We start from the raw sequence: 14842 nt of genomic DNA, 5'->3' as shown, positions 1-14842 counted from the left end.
GCCCTCGTACTGGGTGTACTTGGGCTTGCGCCCGGTGCGGCGAGAGTGCGTGCCGGGCGTTGCGACGGGGCGAACGTTGCCTGCTGCGGCACTAGCATCGGCACCATGTCCGGTCCTTCCCCGTTTGCCACCTGGTGGGCGATGTATGCGCTGGCGACCGGTGTCCTGTCGGTCGGTCTCGACTCGGCGGACCACGAGGTCCTCTCCCGCATCGCCCTCGCCCTGGCCTGCGCGGCCTGGCTGGTGGCGGCCACGGGCCTCGCCCAGCGGGCCCACGGCGCGTGGCGGGCGGAGGTGGCGGCGGCGCTGACCGCCGTGGCGACGACCGCCGTGCTCGGCACCGGCTTCTCCGCGGCCGGTCCGCAGCCGCTCGCCGAGGCGCTGCTGGCACTCGCCATGCTGCTCTGGGCGGCGCTGCTCGGCGTGCGGGTCACAGAGCGGCGCGGCACGGTCTTCCTGCGCTGCGTGGCCACCCAGGGCCTCGCCGTGCTGGGCGCCACGCTCGCCGCCGCGGCTGCGGTGGCCTGGCTCGCCCACGCGGCCCTGGTCCTGTTCTGGCTGGGACTCGCGCTCTACGGCCGCGCCCTGTTCCGCTTCCAGCCCCGGCAGGTGGAGGAGGGGCGCGGCGACCACTGGCTCGCGGCCGGGGCCCTCGCCCTGTCCGCACTGGCCGGGGCGAAGCTCCTCAGCGCCGACAGCGCACGCCTGTACCTGTGGAACGAGGAGAACACCGACGCCCTGCGCACGACGAGCGTCATGCTGCTCGTGCTCGCCCTCGTCGCGTGCGTCGCCCTGTTCCTCGCCGAGCTGTTCTGGCCCCGGCCCCAGTACGACGTGCGGCGCTGGTCGACGGTGTTCGCCGCGGTCGTGACGGCGGCGGCCACCCTGGCCGTCGCCGCCGCCCTGGACGTCCCCTGGCTCGGCGTCGCGGGAGAGGCGCTGCTGTGGGTCGCGGTGGCCGCCTGGCTCGGGTGCACCGTCTGGGCGCTCGCCTCGGCCCGTGCCCGGCGCTCCCGGGTCAGGTCCAGAGCACGGCGATGAAGATGTTCGCCGTGGTCAGCAGACCGACCAGGCCGAAGAGGCCCTTGTCCACCCTCTCGTCGTCCCGCTTCACGTACACCAGGCCCAGGATCACGATCAGCAGGGCCAGCTTCACGCCGATCTTGAGGTTGTTCACGGACTGGTCGTCGGCCTGGTTGAGGCCCACCAGGATCACACCGGTGACCAGCATCGTCAGCGCGCCGTGCAGCATGGCGGGGGTGTAGCGCGCGGTGCCCTCGCCCATCGCCTTCATCTGGGTCAGGAAGCCGCCCAGGAGCGAGGCGATGCCGATGATGTGGAGGCCGACGAAGAGGTGGATGAGTACGTCCATGAGGCCGGAGCCTAATCAGGGGCTCGCAGGCCGCCGGCACCGGTCCGCCGACGCATATATGCGCCCCATAGCACCCGATCACGGTCACTCGCCCACGATTCGACACATCGGTCATCACGCTGAGTGAAGCAGACGGGGCCGGGGCGGGACCACGGTCGCATACGGTCACCGTCGGTCCTCTCGAGACACTTCCGCACACCTGCCACCGGCCCGCCACGGCGACGCCTAACGTCCCCTCCAGGTGCCCGGCTCCCCACCGCCGCCCGGGCCAGGGGCGGCAGTCGGACACCACCGCCGAGAAGTCCGGCGGCGTTCCGCTCCCCCTGTGCGGGCCGTCGCCGGACGCGCAGGCCGCCCGTCCGCTCCCCCGGCGGCCGCACGCACCCACCGGCGGTCGAGGAAAGGACGTGGCCTCCAGGTGGCAGCACACCGCAAGCCCCGACAGCGCGCACTGGGTGGCGGCAAGGCCCGAACGGCCGCCACGATCGCCCTCGCGGGCGCGGCGACGGCGACGGGCTTCGACGGGACCGGACACGCCGACCCACAGCTCACCCCCGGCCAGGTCAAGGCCGAGGTGGACAAGCTGTACCAGCAGGCGGAGGTGGCCACCGAGAAGTACAACGGCGCGAAGGAGCAGGCCGAAGCGGCCCGGCAGCGGCTGAAGGACCTCCAGGACCAGGCGGCACGCAAGGAGGAACGGCTCAACTCGTCCCGTGAGGCCCTCGGGTCGGTCGCCGCCGCGCAGTACCGCGCCGGGGGTCTCGACCCCGCGGTGCGGCTCGCCCTGTCCGACGACCCCGACCGGTACCTGGAGAACGCCGAACTCGTCGAACGGGCCGGCAACCGGCAGCACGCCGCCGTCGCGGGCGTGCGCAAGCAGCTCCGGGAGATCGAGCAGCTGCGCGGGGCCGCCCGCATCGAGCTGACCTCCCTGAGGTCGCGGCAGACGGAGCTGGAGCGGCACAAGAAGACGATCACCGGCCAGCTGGGCTCCGCCCGGCAGCTGCTGTCCCGGCTCACCCCGCAGGAACGTTCCCGGCTCGGCGTTTCGCCGGAGCGGGCCTCACGCTCGACGGGCGCGCGGGACACCCTGGCGGCCCCCGGCTCCACCTCGACCCAGGCGCCCGGCTCCCGCGCCTCCGCCGCCGTCTCCTACGCCTACCAGAAGCTCGGCAGCCCCTATGTGTGGGGCGCCACCGGCCCGAACGCCTTCGACTGCTCGGGCCTGGTCCAGGCCGCGTACCGCGCCGCGGGCGTCTCCCTGCCCCGCACGACGTACTCCCAGATCGCCGCCGGCCGCCGCGTCTCCCGCTCCGAACTCCTCCCGGGCGACCTGGTCTTCTTCTACGCCGGCATCAGCCATGTGGGCATCTACGTGGGCAACGGGCGGATGATCCACGCGCCCAACCCCTCGGCGCCGGTACGCGTCGCCCCGCTCGACGAGATGCCGTACGCGGGGGCGACGCGGGTGGTGTGAGCGCCGGCGTCAGACCAGCCGGCGGGCCGTGGCCCAGCGCGTCAGCTCGTGCCGGTTCGACAGCTGGAGCTTGCGCAGCACCGCCGAGACATGGGACTCGACCGTCTTCACCGAGATGTACAGCTGCTTGGCGATCTCCTTGTACGCGTACCCCCGGGCGATCAGCCGCAGCACCTCGCGCTCGCGCTGGGTGAGGCGGTCCATGTCCTCGTCGACCGGCGGGGCGTCCGTGGAGGCGAAGGCGTCCAGGACGAACCCGGCCAGCCTCGGGGAGAAGACGGCGTCGCCCTCCTGGACGCGGAAGACCGAGTCGACGAGGTCGGTGCCGGTGATCGTCTTGGTGACGTATCCGCGGGCCCCGCCGCGGATCACGCCGATCACGTCCTCCGCCGCGTCCGACACGGACAGCGCGAGGAAGCGGACCGGCTGCTCGGTGTCGCCCATCAACGGGGCGCAGCGCCGCAGCACCTCGACGCCGCCCCCACCGGGCAGGTGCACGTCGAGGAGGACCACCTCGGGCCGGGTCGCGGTGATGACCGTGACGGCCTGGTCGACGTCCGCGGCCTCTCCGACGACCTCGACACCGGTCTGCTCGGTCTGGCCGATCTCGGCCTGGACCCCCGTGCGGAACATGCGGTGGTCGTCCACCAGGACCACGCGCACGTGACGCCCGGGGCCGCCGCCCGGCTCCGTGGGCCCGGCCGCCTCCGCCGATCCCGCCGTACCGTTCGTCTCGGTCGGGTCGCTCATGACGTCTTCTCCGCCCTCTCCATCTCCAGCTCGACCTCCGTGCCGCCGTCCGGCACCGCGCGCAGCCGCGCCGTACCGCCGTGGCGCTCCATGCGGCCGATGATCGATTCTCTGACACCCATCCGGTCGGCGGGTATCGAGTCGAGGTCGAAGCCGGGGCCGCGATCCCGGACGGACACGAAGACCGTCCTCCCCTCGACCTCGGCGAAGACCTGTACGGCGCCGCCCTCGCCACCGTACTTGGCGGCGTTCACCATTGCTTCCCTCGCGGCCTGCATCTGTGCGCCGGTTCTCTCGTCGAGCGGGCAGTCGCCCACGACCACGACCTCGATGGGCACACCGTGCTTGTCCTCCACCTCGGCCGCGTCGCGCCGCACGGCGTCGGCGAGGGTGGTGGGTTCGTCGGCCTCGTCCTTGCCGGTGCCCTCGGGCTTGTAGAGCCAGGTGCGCAGGTCGCGCTCCTGGGCACGCGCCAGGCGGCGCACCTCGTTCGCGTTCTCCGCGTTGCGCTGGATCAGGGTGAGCGTGTGCAGCACCGAGTCGTGCACATGGGCGGCGACCTCCGCGCGCTCCTGGGCACGGATGCGCATCAGGCGCTCCTCGGAGAGGTCCTGCGTCATGCGGACGAGATACGGGCCCGCGAGCAGCGTGATCCCGACGAGGACCGCCAGGGCCGCTTGCAGGACCGAGCCGAGGTGGGCGGCGGAGCCCTGGAGGACGAAGATGCCGGAGACGCCGGCCGTCACCAGCAGCACACCGCCCACCGAGCGCAGCAGCGTCACCGTGCGCCGACGGCGGCCGACCTCGGCCCAGCGGGCCCGGCGGGCGTTGTCCGCCTGCCGCCAGACCAGGGCGACGCCCGCGCCGACGAGCACCATCGGCCACAGATACGCCCTGGCTCCGCCGCTGAGGTTCACGTTGCCCACGAAGACCATGGCCACCACGACCATGAGGAGCAGGGCCACGATCTGGCCCTTGTCGGGTCTGCGCGCGACCAGTCTGCGGCGGCCGTCGGACGAGGTCTCGGCGGCCGGGGGCGACGGCGGCTTGTGCGCCTCGACACCGCCGACCCCGAGCGGCACGAAGAACCAGAACGCGGCGTACAGCAGAGCGCCGAGGCCGTCGGCCATGAACAGGCCGACGAAGACGAGCCGGACCCAGATCACGGGCAGCCCGAGGTGCCCGGCGAGCCCTCGCGCCACGCCCCCCAGCCAGCGTCCGTCACTGCTGCGGTAGAGCTTGCGCGGCGGCCGCGGTTCGGCGAGTGGCGCTGCTGCGGCTTCCGACATGCCATTGATGGTCACATGTGCGGGAGGCCGGAGCATCAGGGTCGGCCCCTAGGGCTCCCCTGATCTCCCCCGGGCCGCCCCCGGAACGGTTCCCGAGCCACCTCTCAGGGCCGATATCAGGGTCCGGCCAGGGTCGTTCCGGCTCCCGCCCGGGCGTCGCGCCCGTCACCATGGACCCATGACCGATCACGAGCACGCCGCCACGGGCCCGGGACCCGGCTCCGTCCCGGGTCCCGCCGCGGGCGCCGGGCCGCAGGATGCCGCGCCCGCCGCGGGGTCCGCGCCCGGGAGCGCGGACGCGGGAGAGCGGGGAGGAGCACTCGGCGCGGCCTCCCCGGCCGAGGACGCCGCCTCGGCCGGGGACGCCGTCCCGGCCGGTCCGCCGCACGCCTTCCGCCGCGACCGCCGGCACAAGACCCTGGCCGGCGTCTGCGCCGGGCTCGGACGGCAGTGCGACATGGACCCGGTGATCTTCCGCATCACCCTCGCCGTGCTCTCCGCCACCGGCGGCATCGGCCTGATCTTCTACGGCTTCGCCTGGCTCTTCGTCCCGTACGACGACGAGGAGAACGAGGTCCGCAAACTGCTCACCGGCCGCGTCGACGGCCAGGCCCTGGCAGCCGTGCTGTTCGCGCTGGTGGGCTGCGGGGTGTTCCTGACCATGCTGAACAACGGCGGGGTGCTGACCTTCGCCGTCATCCTCTCCCTCCTCCTCGCGGGCGCCGGCTACTGGTCGCGCCAGCGCGGCGTCCCCAGCCCCGACCCCATCGCCGCCCAGGCCGTCGCCGACGCCCCACCGGAGCCCCAGGCGCCGCCGGTGCTCCTCACCTCCCCCTCCTGGTGGCGTGACCCGATCGTCAAGGACGGCACCCACTTCGGCGGCACGGGATATCTGTGGGGGCCCCGGAACACGCACGACCTGGACGTCGCGGCGGCCGTCGACGTCAGCCTCGGCACCCGGCCCGGCGCGCACGAGGACATACCCGCCCCGCGTCCTGGGCCGCCCCGTGCGCAGGGCCCTCGCTGGATCGGCGGCTGGGTCTTCCTGCTGGCCCTGCTCGCGGGGGCCCTGGGCACCAGCCGCACCTGGGACGGGCACCCGCTCGGCACCAGCCTCCAGACGGGGCTGGCCTGCGCGCTCGCCGTCCTGGGCCTGGGCATAGCCGTCAGCGCCTTCCTGGGCCGGACCGGTGCCGGCTCGATCTTCCTGGCGATCGTCACGACCGGACTGCTCGCCGGCGCGGCGGCCCTGCCCAAGGACATCGCCACCCACTGGTCGCGCACCACCTGGCAGCCCGCCACGGCGGCGGACGTACGGCCGCGCTACGAACTGGGCACGGGCGTCGGCACCCTGGATCTGCGCAGGCTGGACGTGACCGGGAAACAGACGGTGACGACGCGGGCGGAGGTCGGGATGGGCCGGATCAGGGTGCTCGTGCCCGAGGACGTGACCGTGCGGCTGAACGTCGAGGTGAGCCTCGGCGACCTCCAGCTGCCGGGCGACGACCCGAAGGACGTGGACGTGCAGCCGGGTCGCCACAAGGAGATCACCCTCTCCCCCGCCGAGGGCATCGAGAAGTCCGGCACCATCGACCTGGATCTCCAGGTCGGTATGGGACAGGCGGAGGTGACCCGTGCGACGTCATGAATTCCGGCCCGGAAAGCTGGTCGCCGGCGCCGTCCTGATCCTGGTGGGCGTGCTCTACGCGGGCGACGCGGGCGGCGCCTGGGAGACCCCGTGGTTCGTGGCGATCCCCCTCGTCGCGGGCGGGCTGTGCCTGGCGGGCGCGGTGGCGCTCCTGACCGGCCGCGTACGGCGCCGCCGGGCAAGCCGGTCGGACGCCGACCCGGCGTGACGGCGGGCGGGCCTGTTACCGGTAGCCGCCGCCGCGCTGCCGTCGTCGCGACCGCAGCGCGGCGTCGACGGACAGCAGGGGCGCACCCGCCAGGATGAGCGGGGTCCAGGCCATGAGGTAGGCGAGATCGTTGCCGTAGTAGTAAGGGTCGGAGGCCCAGCTCACGGTCAGCCACAGGCTGAGGGAGATCAGGGCGCCGCCGAGCGCGGCCAGCCGGGCGAACAGTCCGAGCAGGGTGCCGATGCCGACGGCCAGTTCCCCGAAGGCGATGGCGTAGCCGAAACCGACCGGGCTCTTGAGGGAGAGGTCGACCAGGGCGGGAACGGCGGAGGAGTCCCGTACGGCACGCATCATGTCGCCGATCGACCCGGCGCCGGAGTCCCTCATGAACGCGCTGTCGGTGAGTTTGTCCAGCCCGGCGTAGATGAAGGTGACGCCGAGGAAGAGGCGCAGGGGCAGCAGGGCGTAGCGGGTCGCGTTGTCCCGCCAGCCTCCCCCCTCACCGAAGTGCGGTGTGTGCGTGTCCGTCCGCATACCGTGAGTCATCACTGATGGCCGCCTCTCGCCCGCCGGTGCCGAGCCCCTCGACAGACCATACGTACGACGAACGGACCGCGCTCAATCCCGGGCGAACGGCTTTTTTCCGTCACGCCGGTGCTGGGGAGTGCTCAGAGGAGCCCGCACTCACTCGGTGACGTCGACCGCGTACCGGTTCGTCTCCACCCCGGCCGCCGTGACCACCTGCACGTCCACCCTCCCGGGTTCCACGTCGGCCGGCACCGGCACCGTCAGCCGGGTGTCCGTGGGGTTGCTGAACCCGCCGGGCACCGGCACCAGCGGCACGTGGACATGGACGGCGCCCACGCGTACGACCATCCGGGCCAGCCGGTCGGCCGCCTGTGCGCCCGGCGGTACGAAGCCGGCTCCCCGGATCTCGATGTCGTCCCCGGTGCGGATCGGCCCGTCCAGATCACCCGCCTCCCGGGCCCGGACCACGGAGAGGATGACCGGCCGGCCGCCCTCCGCGTACTTTCCGGCCAGATAGGTCGCCGCCGACACCAGCATCACCAGCGCCAGGCCCCACGGCAGGTCCGGCAGCTGCTCCGGCCGCCTGGCCAGCCGTACCGCGGCGAAGACCAGGGCGACACCGCTGATCACCACGTACTGGATGTCGGCGAAGGTGCCCCGCCCGGCGTCGTCGGTCAGCAGGTCGGCGGCCCGGGGCCGGTCGGCGCGTACCTTCTGCAGCCGCTGCCCCAGCACCCGCAGTGCCACCACCCGCCGCACGAGCATGGCGATCCCGCACACCACGGCGAGCACGGTCACGACCCCGGCACCCCGGGCGAGGCCCAGCCCGGAGATCAGCGCGTCCCGCTCCCGGTGGCCGGAGGCGGCGGCCAGCCGCCCCGCGAGGACGAGCACCGCGTAGGCCACGAAGAGCACCCAGGCCGCGGCGACCGTACGGGACGTGGACAGCCGGTTGTCCTCACCGATCAGCGGTGCCAGCACCCCGCCCTTGGCCCGGTGGAACCACGAAGCGGCGGTCAGCGACAGGGCTGTCACCAGCGCCGCGGCCAGTCCGGCCGTACGCGCCGCCGTCCAGCCCGCCCTGACCGCCGTGAGGGCCTGCCCGAGGAGCAGCAGCACCACGGCCGCCCCCACCACGCCCGACGTGCGCCGCCACAGGCCCGTCAGCCAGGCCTGCCCCTCGGCCCGCCCCCGTTCGGCGACGTGCTCGGCGGACTGCGCCAGTTCCTCCGAGACCCACTGGCGGGACGCCGACGCGGAGTGGGCCACCGCGGCCGGCAGCCCCTGCCCCGCAGCGAACTCGTCCCGTCGGCGCAGGAACGCGGCGACGGCCCGCCGGTGCCCCTCGCGCGCGCCGTGCGGGCAGTCCTCACAGGCGCACCCGCCCCCGTGGTCGCCCCCGGGGCCACCCGGGTGCCCGCCGGTCAGGCCACCGGCGTAGCCACCCGAGCACCCCTCGGCATAGGCACCCGCGTAACCGCCCGACTCCGCGCCGCCCTGTCCCGCCTCCCGCACCGCCACGCCCGACGCCCGCCCTTCCCGCGACCCAACCACCGCCGGCCTTCCGGACCCCGGAAACGCCGCTGTGCAACTCCCCTGCGCCGACAGCGAATTGTGCCCTACACCGCCCGGTTCCCGTCCGATCGGTCTGGTCAACACGGGTGAAGTTCGGCGTGCCGTGTTGACCCGGCCGGGAGAATTCCCCTAGGGCCGAGATCATCCAGCGTGACGGGACCCGGGCCTTCGACGGCGACACGCTCCGGATCACGCCCGTCCCGCACCGCTCCGTGCCGCTCCACTGGCTGTGCCAGTGCCGCGGCAGGCAACGTTTGCCCGTCAAGGAGCGGCGTCCGGTGCGTGCTCTCGGCGTGCCGGGTGCAAGCCCTCGTACTGGGTGTACTTGGGCTTGCGCCCGGTGCGGCGAGAGTGCGTGCCGGGCGTCGCGACGGGGCGAACGTTGCCTGCTGCGGCACTAGCCCAGCAGGCCCGGTTCGCTGCGGCTGACGTCCTCCCACATCGGCTGGTAGTTGATCCACGCCACCAGGTCGCCGCCCAGCTGCTCCCGTGTCGCCACCGCCATCCGGTGCTCGATCCGGACCGGGCGCCCGGCCGCCTGGGCCGTCAGCTGTACCTGGCAGGAGCGCTCCATGGACACGAACCACCAGGCCGCCGCGTCCACCGAGTCGCCGACGGTCAGCAGTCCGTGGTTGCGCAGCACGAGCGCCTTGCGGGAGCCGAGCACGGCCGCGATGCGCCGCCCCTCCTCGGCGTCGACGGAGACGCCGGTGTACGTGTCGTAGAGGGCGTGGTCCTCGTAGAAGGCGCAGCTCTCCTGGGTGATCGGCTCCAGCAGGTCCCCCAGGGCCGCGAGCGCCCGGCCGTGCACGGAGTGGCAGTGGGCGACGGCGACCACGTCGGGCCGGGCGGCGTGGACCTGGGCGTGCACGGTGAAGGCCGCCTGGTTGACGTGGTACCGGCCGTCGACGACCTGGCCGTCCTGGTTGGCGAGCACGAGGTCGCTCACGGTGACGTGCCGGAAGGGCATCCCGAAGGGGTTGACCCAGAAGCAGTCGGAGTACTCCGGGTCGCGGGCGGTGATGTGCCCGGAGACGCCGTCCTCGTAGCCGAGCCGGCCGAAGATCCTCAGGGCGCCCGCGAGGCGTTCCTTGCGGTGCCGGCGCTCGTCCTCGACCGACTCGTGCATCGGCGGCATCGCGAACCGCAAGCGGTCGGTGGGGACCGGGAGAGGCGGCGTGGGCCCGTGCATGTTTCCTCCGGCACTGGGGTGCTCTAGGGGCGGAAGCTACCGCCGGTGAGGTTGGGTGAACAGAGGTCTTCCGTGAAGATGACGCGCGCAACCCTTGCGGGGGCTCACGGGTCCGGTGTCCGTCGCCGTGCCGGCACCATCAGCGCCGCCATGCCACCCTGCGAGAGGCGGGAACGGAGCCGTGTGACACCGGCCGGCGCCGGAGCGATATCTGACAGAGGATGTCGGATTTGGGCGCCACAATCGCCGTATGACAGCGAACTGGGCGGCATTCACCACCGCCGAACCGGATCTGGCCCGCACGGTCGAGAAGCGTTTCGGCGCCTTCACCCACCACATCCTCGCCACTCTCCGTAAGGACGGCTCGCCCCGCACCAGCGGTCTGGAGGTGCGCTTCCTCGGCGGCGAACTGTGGCTCGGCATGATGCCGGGCTCACTCAAGGCCCTCGACCTGCGCCGCGACCCGCGCTTCGCACTCCAGGCGAACCCCGGGGAGGGCACGGGCATGGGCGGCGGCGACGTCCGGATCAGCGGCCGGGCGATCGAGGTCCACGACGGGGAGACGAAGGCCGGATACGTCGAAGAGGTGGAACCGCCGGAGCCGTTCCACCTCTTCCGCACCGAGCTGACGGAGGTCGTACGGACCTACGTCGAGGACGACACGTACCTCGTCGTCCAAGTCTGGACGCCCGGCGCGCCCCTGCGCACGATCAAGCGTGCGTAGGGCTCGGGGGTCACTCCCACTCGATCGTGCCCGGCGGCTTCGAGGTGACGTCGAGGACGACCCGGTTGACGTCCTTGACCTCGTTGGTGATCCGCGTGGAGATCCGGGCGAGGACCTCGTAGGGCAGGCGTGACCAGTCGGCCGTCATGGCGTCCTCGGAGGAGACGGGGCGCAGCACGACGGGGTGGCCATAGGTGCGGCCGTCGCCCTGGACGCCGACGCTGCGGACGTCGGCGAGCAGGACCACCGGGCACTGCCAGATGTCGCGGTCGAGGCCGGCCGCCGTCAGCTCCTCACGGGCGATGGCGTCGGCCTCGCGCAGCAGGTCCAGACGCTCCTTGGTGACCTCGCCGACGATGCGGATGCCGAGGCCCGGACCGGGGAACGGCTGGCGCTGGACGATCTCCTCCGGCAGGCCGAGCTCCTGGCCGACCATGCGGACCTCGTCCTTGAAGAGCTTGCGCAGCGGCTCGATCAGCTGGAACTCGAGGTCCTCGGGCAGGCCGCCCACGTTGTGGTGGGACTTGATGTTGGCGGTGCCGGTGCCGCCGCCGGACTCGACGACGTCCGGATAGAGCGTGCCCTGCACCAGGAACTCCACAGCCGGGCCCTCGTCGGCGATGATCTCGGCCTGGGCCTGCTCGAAGACCCGGATGAACTCGCGGCCGATGATCTTCCGCTTCTCCTCGGGGTCGGAGACCCCGGCCAGCGCCTTGAGGAACCGCTCTTCGGCGTCCACGACCTTCAGCTGCACACCGGTCGCGGCGACGAAGTCCTTCTCGACCTGCTCGGTCTCGCCCTTGCGCATCAGGCCGTGGTCGACGTACACGCAGGTCAGCTGGGAGCCGATTGCCTTCTGGACGAGGGCCGCGGCAACGGCGGAGTCCACTCCGCCGGACAGCCCGCAGATGGCGCGCTTGTCACCGACCTGCTCGCGGATGGCGGCGACCTGCTCCTCGATCACGTTGCCGGTCGTCCAGTTCGGCGTGAGCCCCGCGCCCCGGTACAGGAAGTGCTCCAGCACCTGCTGCCCGTGCGTGGAGTGCATCACCTCGGGGTGGTACTGGACGCCGTAGAGCTTCTTCTCGTCGTTCTCGAAGGCGGCGACCGGCACGACGTCCGTGGAGGCCGTGACGGAGAAGCCCTCGGGGGCGGCGGAGCAGGCGTCGCCGTGCGACATCCAGACGGGCTGCTCGGCGGGGGTGCCCTCGAAGAGGGTGGAGGACACCGAGACGTGCAGGTCGGTGCGGCCGTACTCGCGGGCGCCGGTGTTGTCGACGGTGCCGCCGAGGGTCCGCGCCATCAGCTGGAAGCCGTAGCACATGCCGAAGACGGGGACGCCGGCCTCGAAGATCTCGCGGTCCAGGCTGGGCGCGCCCTCCGCGTAGACCGACGAGGGGCCGCCGGAGAGGATGATCGCCGCGGGGTTCTTGGCGAGCATCTCCTGGACCGGCATGGTGCTCGGCACGATCTCGCTGTAGACCCGCGCCTCGCGGACACGACGGGCGATGAGCTGGGCGTACTGCGCGCCGAAGTCGACGACCAGGACGGTGTCGGCGGCGTTGGCAGCGGGAGTCGCTGATGACACGGGGTGCCTTCCGGCGGTGGGGCGGGGGTCTTGTGCACCCGATTCTACCGGGGGGCCGTGCGGCTGTTTCCGTGTGCCGGGCACCGGCCCCGTCTCAGGATGCGAACCCGCTTGGACGCTCCTGGAAGCCGGTGCATACTTGCCCCATGTTCAAGCACCAGACGTTCGTCTTTACCTATGGCATCCGGCCCGCCGGACGCCATGGTCGTGCTGCTTGAGCTACTGACAAGCGACTTCCCAGGCGCCCCGGGCCGACAAGGCCCGGGGCGCCTGTCGTCGTCCGGGCCCTGTCGCCCCGGGGCAGCCCCTGACCACCAGGAGCCCCCTATGACCGCCATCGACGTGACCGGCGCCCGTACCCCCGAGGCCGCCGGTGTGATCACCGGAGCGCGCGAGCGGATCGACGCGCTCGACGACCGGATCATCGGCCTGATCCAGGAACGGGTGGCGGTCTCCGCCGTCATCCAGGAGGCGCGGATCGCCTCCGGCGGCCGACGCGTGAACCTCTCCCGCGAGATGGACGTGCTCGGCCACTACAGGGCGGCCCTGGGCAAGCCGGGCACCGCGCTCGCGATGACCCTGCTGGAGCTGTGCCGCGGCAAGATCTGAAGCCGCCCCACGACCGGGACCGGTGTTCCCGGGACAGACGTGCGCGCCTCTCTCACCCGTACGGCGCGTGACCGCCCGGGCACGACCTCGTTGGTCTCGGTGTCCGTGCCAGCCAGGGGCGGGCCCGAAAGAACCACGCGTGGCTCACTGGGGCGATGAGACGCACGGATCGTGCCGTGCGTCGTGGGACCTCGCTCCAGGGGTGTGACCGGACGGCAGGGGACAGCAGCCCGGTCACCCAGAGAACGGTGGGCCCCGGGGACGCCCGGGGCCCACCGGCGGACCTTGCATAAATGCACAAGTCTGGGTCAAACGGTTGCGGGCGACGCGTTCATCCAGCACGATGCGTATACAGCCCAAGTACCCCCGAGGGCACCCGCATTGCCGCACTTCCAGAGGCACAGACCAGCGGCGCTACCCCCCGGCGCCGCTTCCCGGCACCGGCGCTGCCCTGACGTCGGTGCTGACGAGAAGAAGGGCCCTGCGGCTCCACCCCGCAGGGCCCTTCGCTCCATGCCGGCCGACCGTCCGGCGAAGCGTCAGGTGCGGGTCACCGTCCCGCAGTCCTCACGGTCGCCGTCGTCGATGCCCCTGCTCCGGTCGTACGGATCCACGGCCGGGCCGCTCGGAGTCGAGCCCGCAGTGGCGCTCGACGAGAACTCCGGGTGCAGGTAACCGTCGTAGACGAAGCACGAGGAGTTGCCTATCTCCTGGTCGTACTCCACGACGAGCAGCCGGCCCGGGGTGACCTGGTACCGGGCGGGGCCGGCGAGTTCCGCCTCAAGGACGCGGCGCACGATGGTGCGGGTGACCTCGGTGGAACCGTCCGCGCGCGACACCGGGTAGACGAAGGTGTAGTCGGCACGCACGGCGACGCCCCCGTGCTCGCCCTTCTTGAACGTCATACGGCCGCGCGTCTTGATCACGTCGCCGACCAGCCGTATCTCGTCGGGGTCGAACCGGCTGAACAGGGACACCGGGTCGTGCTTCCTGCTCGGCGAGCGCAGGGCGGTCTCGAGGTGGTCGATGACGTCCGGCTGCTTGGGGTCCAGCACGGAGAACGCGGCATCGGGGCGCGCGCCACGCACCGCCTTCGGGTCGAGGTTGGCGCCCACCAGCAGCTTCTTCGTCAGCTTCAGCGCCTGTTCCACACGGTCCTTCGAGACCGAGCCGACGGCCTTGGCCTCGGGCAGCACGATGCCCGCCTCGCCGTCGGCCCAGCGCAGGGCCGGGGAACCGGCGAACGGCTCGTCCAGGGTGGGGGTTTCGGGGTCCGGCGACTCGGGCGCGGCGGTGGGCGGCGCCGTCTCGTCGGGCAGGGGCGAGGCCTCGGCCGCCTGCGACTCCCCGGTGCCGAAGGGGTCGCCGGGCAGCAGCGACGGCTTCAGGGCCACCAGCACCACGGCGGCGGTGACCACCACGCCGAGGACGGCCCACAACCTGCGGCGTCGGGCGGCACGCCCGTTCATCTCCTGCCAGGCGGGGCCGGTGCGCCACCCCGGCGGCAACTCACCCCGGGCGTCCTGCTCGCGCAGCCGCTCGGTCACCATGCGCGCTCGCGCGGACGGCTCCTTGGGGGCGGAGGAACGGATGTCGCGTTCGCTGTCGTCAAGGAACTTCTCCCACATGCCGTCGGATATGGACGACGAGGAAGTTTCGAACTCTTCACCGGGACCGGGTCTGGGGCCTTCTGGCGATCTGTCGGCCATGGTTCTTCGCGCTTTCTCGTGATCTCCTGCCGGGCGGCCGAGCGTACGTCAGCCCTCGGACAAGGCTGCGGGAGCCTTCGTCGCTACATGGCGCCGTACTCGGTCCAGGTGATGTCCAGGCCGGTCTCGCCCTTCGGCAATGGCGCTCGCATGACATATCGCCCCTGATCGGG

14 protein-coding genes are annotated in these 14842 nt (G+C 72.4%); 6 read left to right on the top strand and 8 right to left on the bottom strand.

What is annotated here, in order from left to right; translation table 11 throughout:
* The first annotated feature begins 105 nt into the window (after positions 1 to 105).
* Positions 106 to 1041 carry an SLAC1 family transporter gene (locus ABTX62_RS21890; protein WP_352117726.1) on the top strand — a complete coding sequence of 312 codons (936 nt, stop codon included), beginning with the start codon at positions 106 to 108 and terminating at the stop codon, positions 1039 to 1041.
* Here ABTX62_RS21890 and ABTX62_RS21885 read toward each other — a convergent pair.
* The gene (locus tag ABTX62_RS21885) at positions 1019 to 1372 is read right to left on the bottom strand and encodes a hypothetical protein (RefSeq protein WP_352117725.1); all 354 of its coding nucleotides are present in this window, start codon (positions 1370 to 1372) and stop codon (positions 1019 to 1021) included. The two genes, ABTX62_RS21890 and ABTX62_RS21885, sit on opposite strands and share 23 nt — an antisense overlap.
* Positions 1373 to 1790: 418 nt before the next feature.
* On the opposite strand from ABTX62_RS21885, the gene ABTX62_RS21880 reads away from it, so the two are divergent.
* The gene (locus ABTX62_RS21880; RefSeq protein WP_352117724.1) at positions 1791 to 2849 is read left to right on the top strand and encodes a C40 family peptidase; all 1059 of its coding nucleotides are present in this window, start codon (positions 1791 to 1793) and stop codon (positions 2847 to 2849) included.
* A 9-nt stretch (positions 2850 to 2858) separates the two neighbouring features.
* Here ABTX62_RS21880 and ABTX62_RS21875 read toward each other — a convergent pair whose 3' ends face one another.
* Together ABTX62_RS21875 and ABTX62_RS21870 are read right to left on the bottom strand one after the other, a co-directional pair.
* Positions 2859 to 3599: a LuxR C-terminal-related transcriptional regulator gene (locus ABTX62_RS21875; RefSeq protein ID WP_352117723.1), complete on the bottom strand. Its 741-nt coding sequence runs from the start codon at positions 3597 to 3599 to the stop codon at positions 2859 to 2861.
* Entirely contained in the window at positions 3596 to 4888 is a 1293-nt protein-coding gene (locus ABTX62_RS21870; protein ID WP_352117722.1) for an ATP-binding protein, read from the bottom strand. The genes ABTX62_RS21875 and ABTX62_RS21870 overlap by 4 nt, the downstream gene beginning before the upstream one ends.
* A 178-nt stretch (positions 4889 to 5066) precedes the next feature.
* On the opposite strand from ABTX62_RS21870, the gene ABTX62_RS21865 reads away from it, so the two are divergent.
* Together ABTX62_RS21865 and ABTX62_RS21860 are read left to right on the top strand one after the other, a co-directional pair.
* The gene (locus tag ABTX62_RS21865) at positions 5067 to 6536 is read left to right on the top strand and encodes a PspC domain-containing protein (RefSeq protein ID WP_352117721.1); all 1470 of its coding nucleotides are present in this window, start codon (positions 5067 to 5069) and stop codon (positions 6534 to 6536) included.
* The gene (locus ABTX62_RS21860) at positions 6523 to 6744 is read left to right on the top strand and encodes a hypothetical protein (RefSeq protein ID WP_352117720.1); all 222 of its coding nucleotides are present in this window, start codon (positions 6523 to 6525) and stop codon (positions 6742 to 6744) included. Before ABTX62_RS21865 ends, ABTX62_RS21860 begins: the two co-directional genes overlap by 14 nt.
* Before the next feature lie 15 nt (positions 6745 to 6759).
* On the opposite strand, the gene ABTX62_RS21855 is transcribed toward ABTX62_RS21860, so the two are convergent.
* The 3 genes from ABTX62_RS21855 to ABTX62_RS21845 all read right to left on the bottom strand — a co-directional run bounded on the left by ABTX62_RS21855 (position 6760) and on the right by ABTX62_RS21845 (position 10039).
* Positions 6760 to 7290: a DoxX family protein gene (locus ABTX62_RS21855; RefSeq protein ID WP_352117719.1), complete on the bottom strand. Its 531-nt coding sequence runs from the start codon at positions 7288 to 7290 to the stop codon at positions 6760 to 6762.
* 138 nt (positions 7291 to 7428) lie between these two features.
* Entirely contained in the window at positions 7429 to 8700 is a 1272-nt protein-coding gene (locus tag ABTX62_RS21850) for a hypothetical protein (protein ID WP_352117732.1), read from the bottom strand.
* 544 nt (positions 8701 to 9244) lie between these two features.
* Positions 9245 to 10039, bottom strand: a complete 795-nt coding sequence (locus ABTX62_RS21845; RefSeq protein WP_352117718.1) for a class II aldolase/adducin family protein — start codon at positions 10037 to 10039, stop codon at positions 9245 to 9247.
* A 250-nt stretch (positions 10040 to 10289) separates the two neighbouring features.
* Here ABTX62_RS21845 and ABTX62_RS21840 point away from each other — a divergent pair, with 250 nt between their 5' ends.
* Positions 10290 to 10763, top strand: a complete 474-nt coding sequence (locus ABTX62_RS21840; RefSeq protein ID WP_352117717.1) for a pyridoxamine 5'-phosphate oxidase family protein — start codon at positions 10290 to 10292, stop codon at positions 10761 to 10763.
* 10 nt (positions 10764 to 10773) lie between these two features.
* On the opposite strand, the gene guaA is transcribed toward ABTX62_RS21840, so the two are convergent.
* Positions 10774 to 12351: a glutamine-hydrolyzing GMP synthase gene (gene guaA, locus ABTX62_RS21835; protein ID WP_352117716.1), complete on the bottom strand. Its 1578-nt coding sequence runs from the start codon at positions 12349 to 12351 to the stop codon at positions 10774 to 10776.
* Between the two features lie 99 nt (positions 12352 to 12450).
* On the opposite strand from guaA, the gene ABTX62_RS21830 reads away from it, so the two are divergent.
* Positions 12451 to 12960, top strand: coding sequence for a chorismate mutase (locus ABTX62_RS21830; RefSeq protein WP_352117715.1), 510 nt, complete (start codon positions 12451 to 12453; stop codon positions 12958 to 12960).
* Between the two features lie 539 nt (positions 12961 to 13499).
* On the opposite strand, the gene ABTX62_RS21825 is transcribed toward ABTX62_RS21830, so the two are convergent.
* Entirely contained in the window at positions 13500 to 14669 is a 1170-nt protein-coding gene (locus ABTX62_RS21825; protein WP_502997993.1) for a hypothetical protein, read from the bottom strand.
* Positions 14670 to 14842 lie beyond the last annotated feature (173 nt).

The sequence above is a fragment of the Streptomyces sp. NPDC096046 genome (assembly GCF_040303285.1).
In the GTDB taxonomy this organism is placed as follows: Bacteria; Actinomycetota; Actinomycetes; order Streptomycetales; family Streptomycetaceae; genus Streptomyces.
This window is presented reverse-complemented; position numbering and strand designations above follow the sequence as displayed.

Bases quoted from the DNA above. Each gene is read 5' to 3' on its own strand.
- ABTX62_RS21845 (WP_352117718.1), bottom strand. From the start codon at position 10,039: ATGCACGGGCCCACGCCGCCTCTCCCGGTCCCCACCGACCGCTTGCGG.
- ABTX62_RS21865 (WP_352117721.1), top strand. From the start codon at position 5,067: ATGACCGATCACGAGCACGCCGCCACGGGCCCGGGACCCGGCTCCGTC.
- ABTX62_RS21870 (WP_352117722.1), bottom strand. From the start codon at position 4,888: ATGTCGGAAGCCGCAGCAGCGCCACTCGCCGAACCGCGGCCGCCGCGC.
- ABTX62_RS21875 (WP_352117723.1), bottom strand. From the start codon at position 3,599: ATGAGCGACCCGACCGAGACGAACGGTACGGCGGGATCGGCGGAGGCG.
- ABTX62_RS21890 (WP_352117726.1), top strand. From the start codon at position 106: ATGTCCGGTCCTTCCCCGTTTGCCACCTGGTGGGCGATGTATGCGCTG.
- ABTX62_RS21825 (WP_502997993.1), bottom strand. From the start codon at position 14,669: ATGGCCGACAGATCGCCAGAAGGCCCCAGACCCGGTCCCGGTGAAGAG.
- ABTX62_RS21830 (WP_352117715.1), top strand. From the start codon at position 12,451: ATGCGAACCCGCTTGGACGCTCCTGGAAGCCGGTGCATACTTGCCCCA.
- ABTX62_RS21885 (WP_352117725.1), bottom strand. From the start codon at position 1,372: ATGGACGTACTCATCCACCTCTTCGTCGGCCTCCACATCATCGGCATC.
- ABTX62_RS21840 (WP_352117717.1), top strand. From the start codon at position 10,290: ATGACAGCGAACTGGGCGGCATTCACCACCGCCGAACCGGATCTGGCC.
- ABTX62_RS21855 (WP_352117719.1), bottom strand. From the start codon at position 7,290: ATGACTCACGGTATGCGGACGGACACGCACACACCGCACTTCGGTGAG.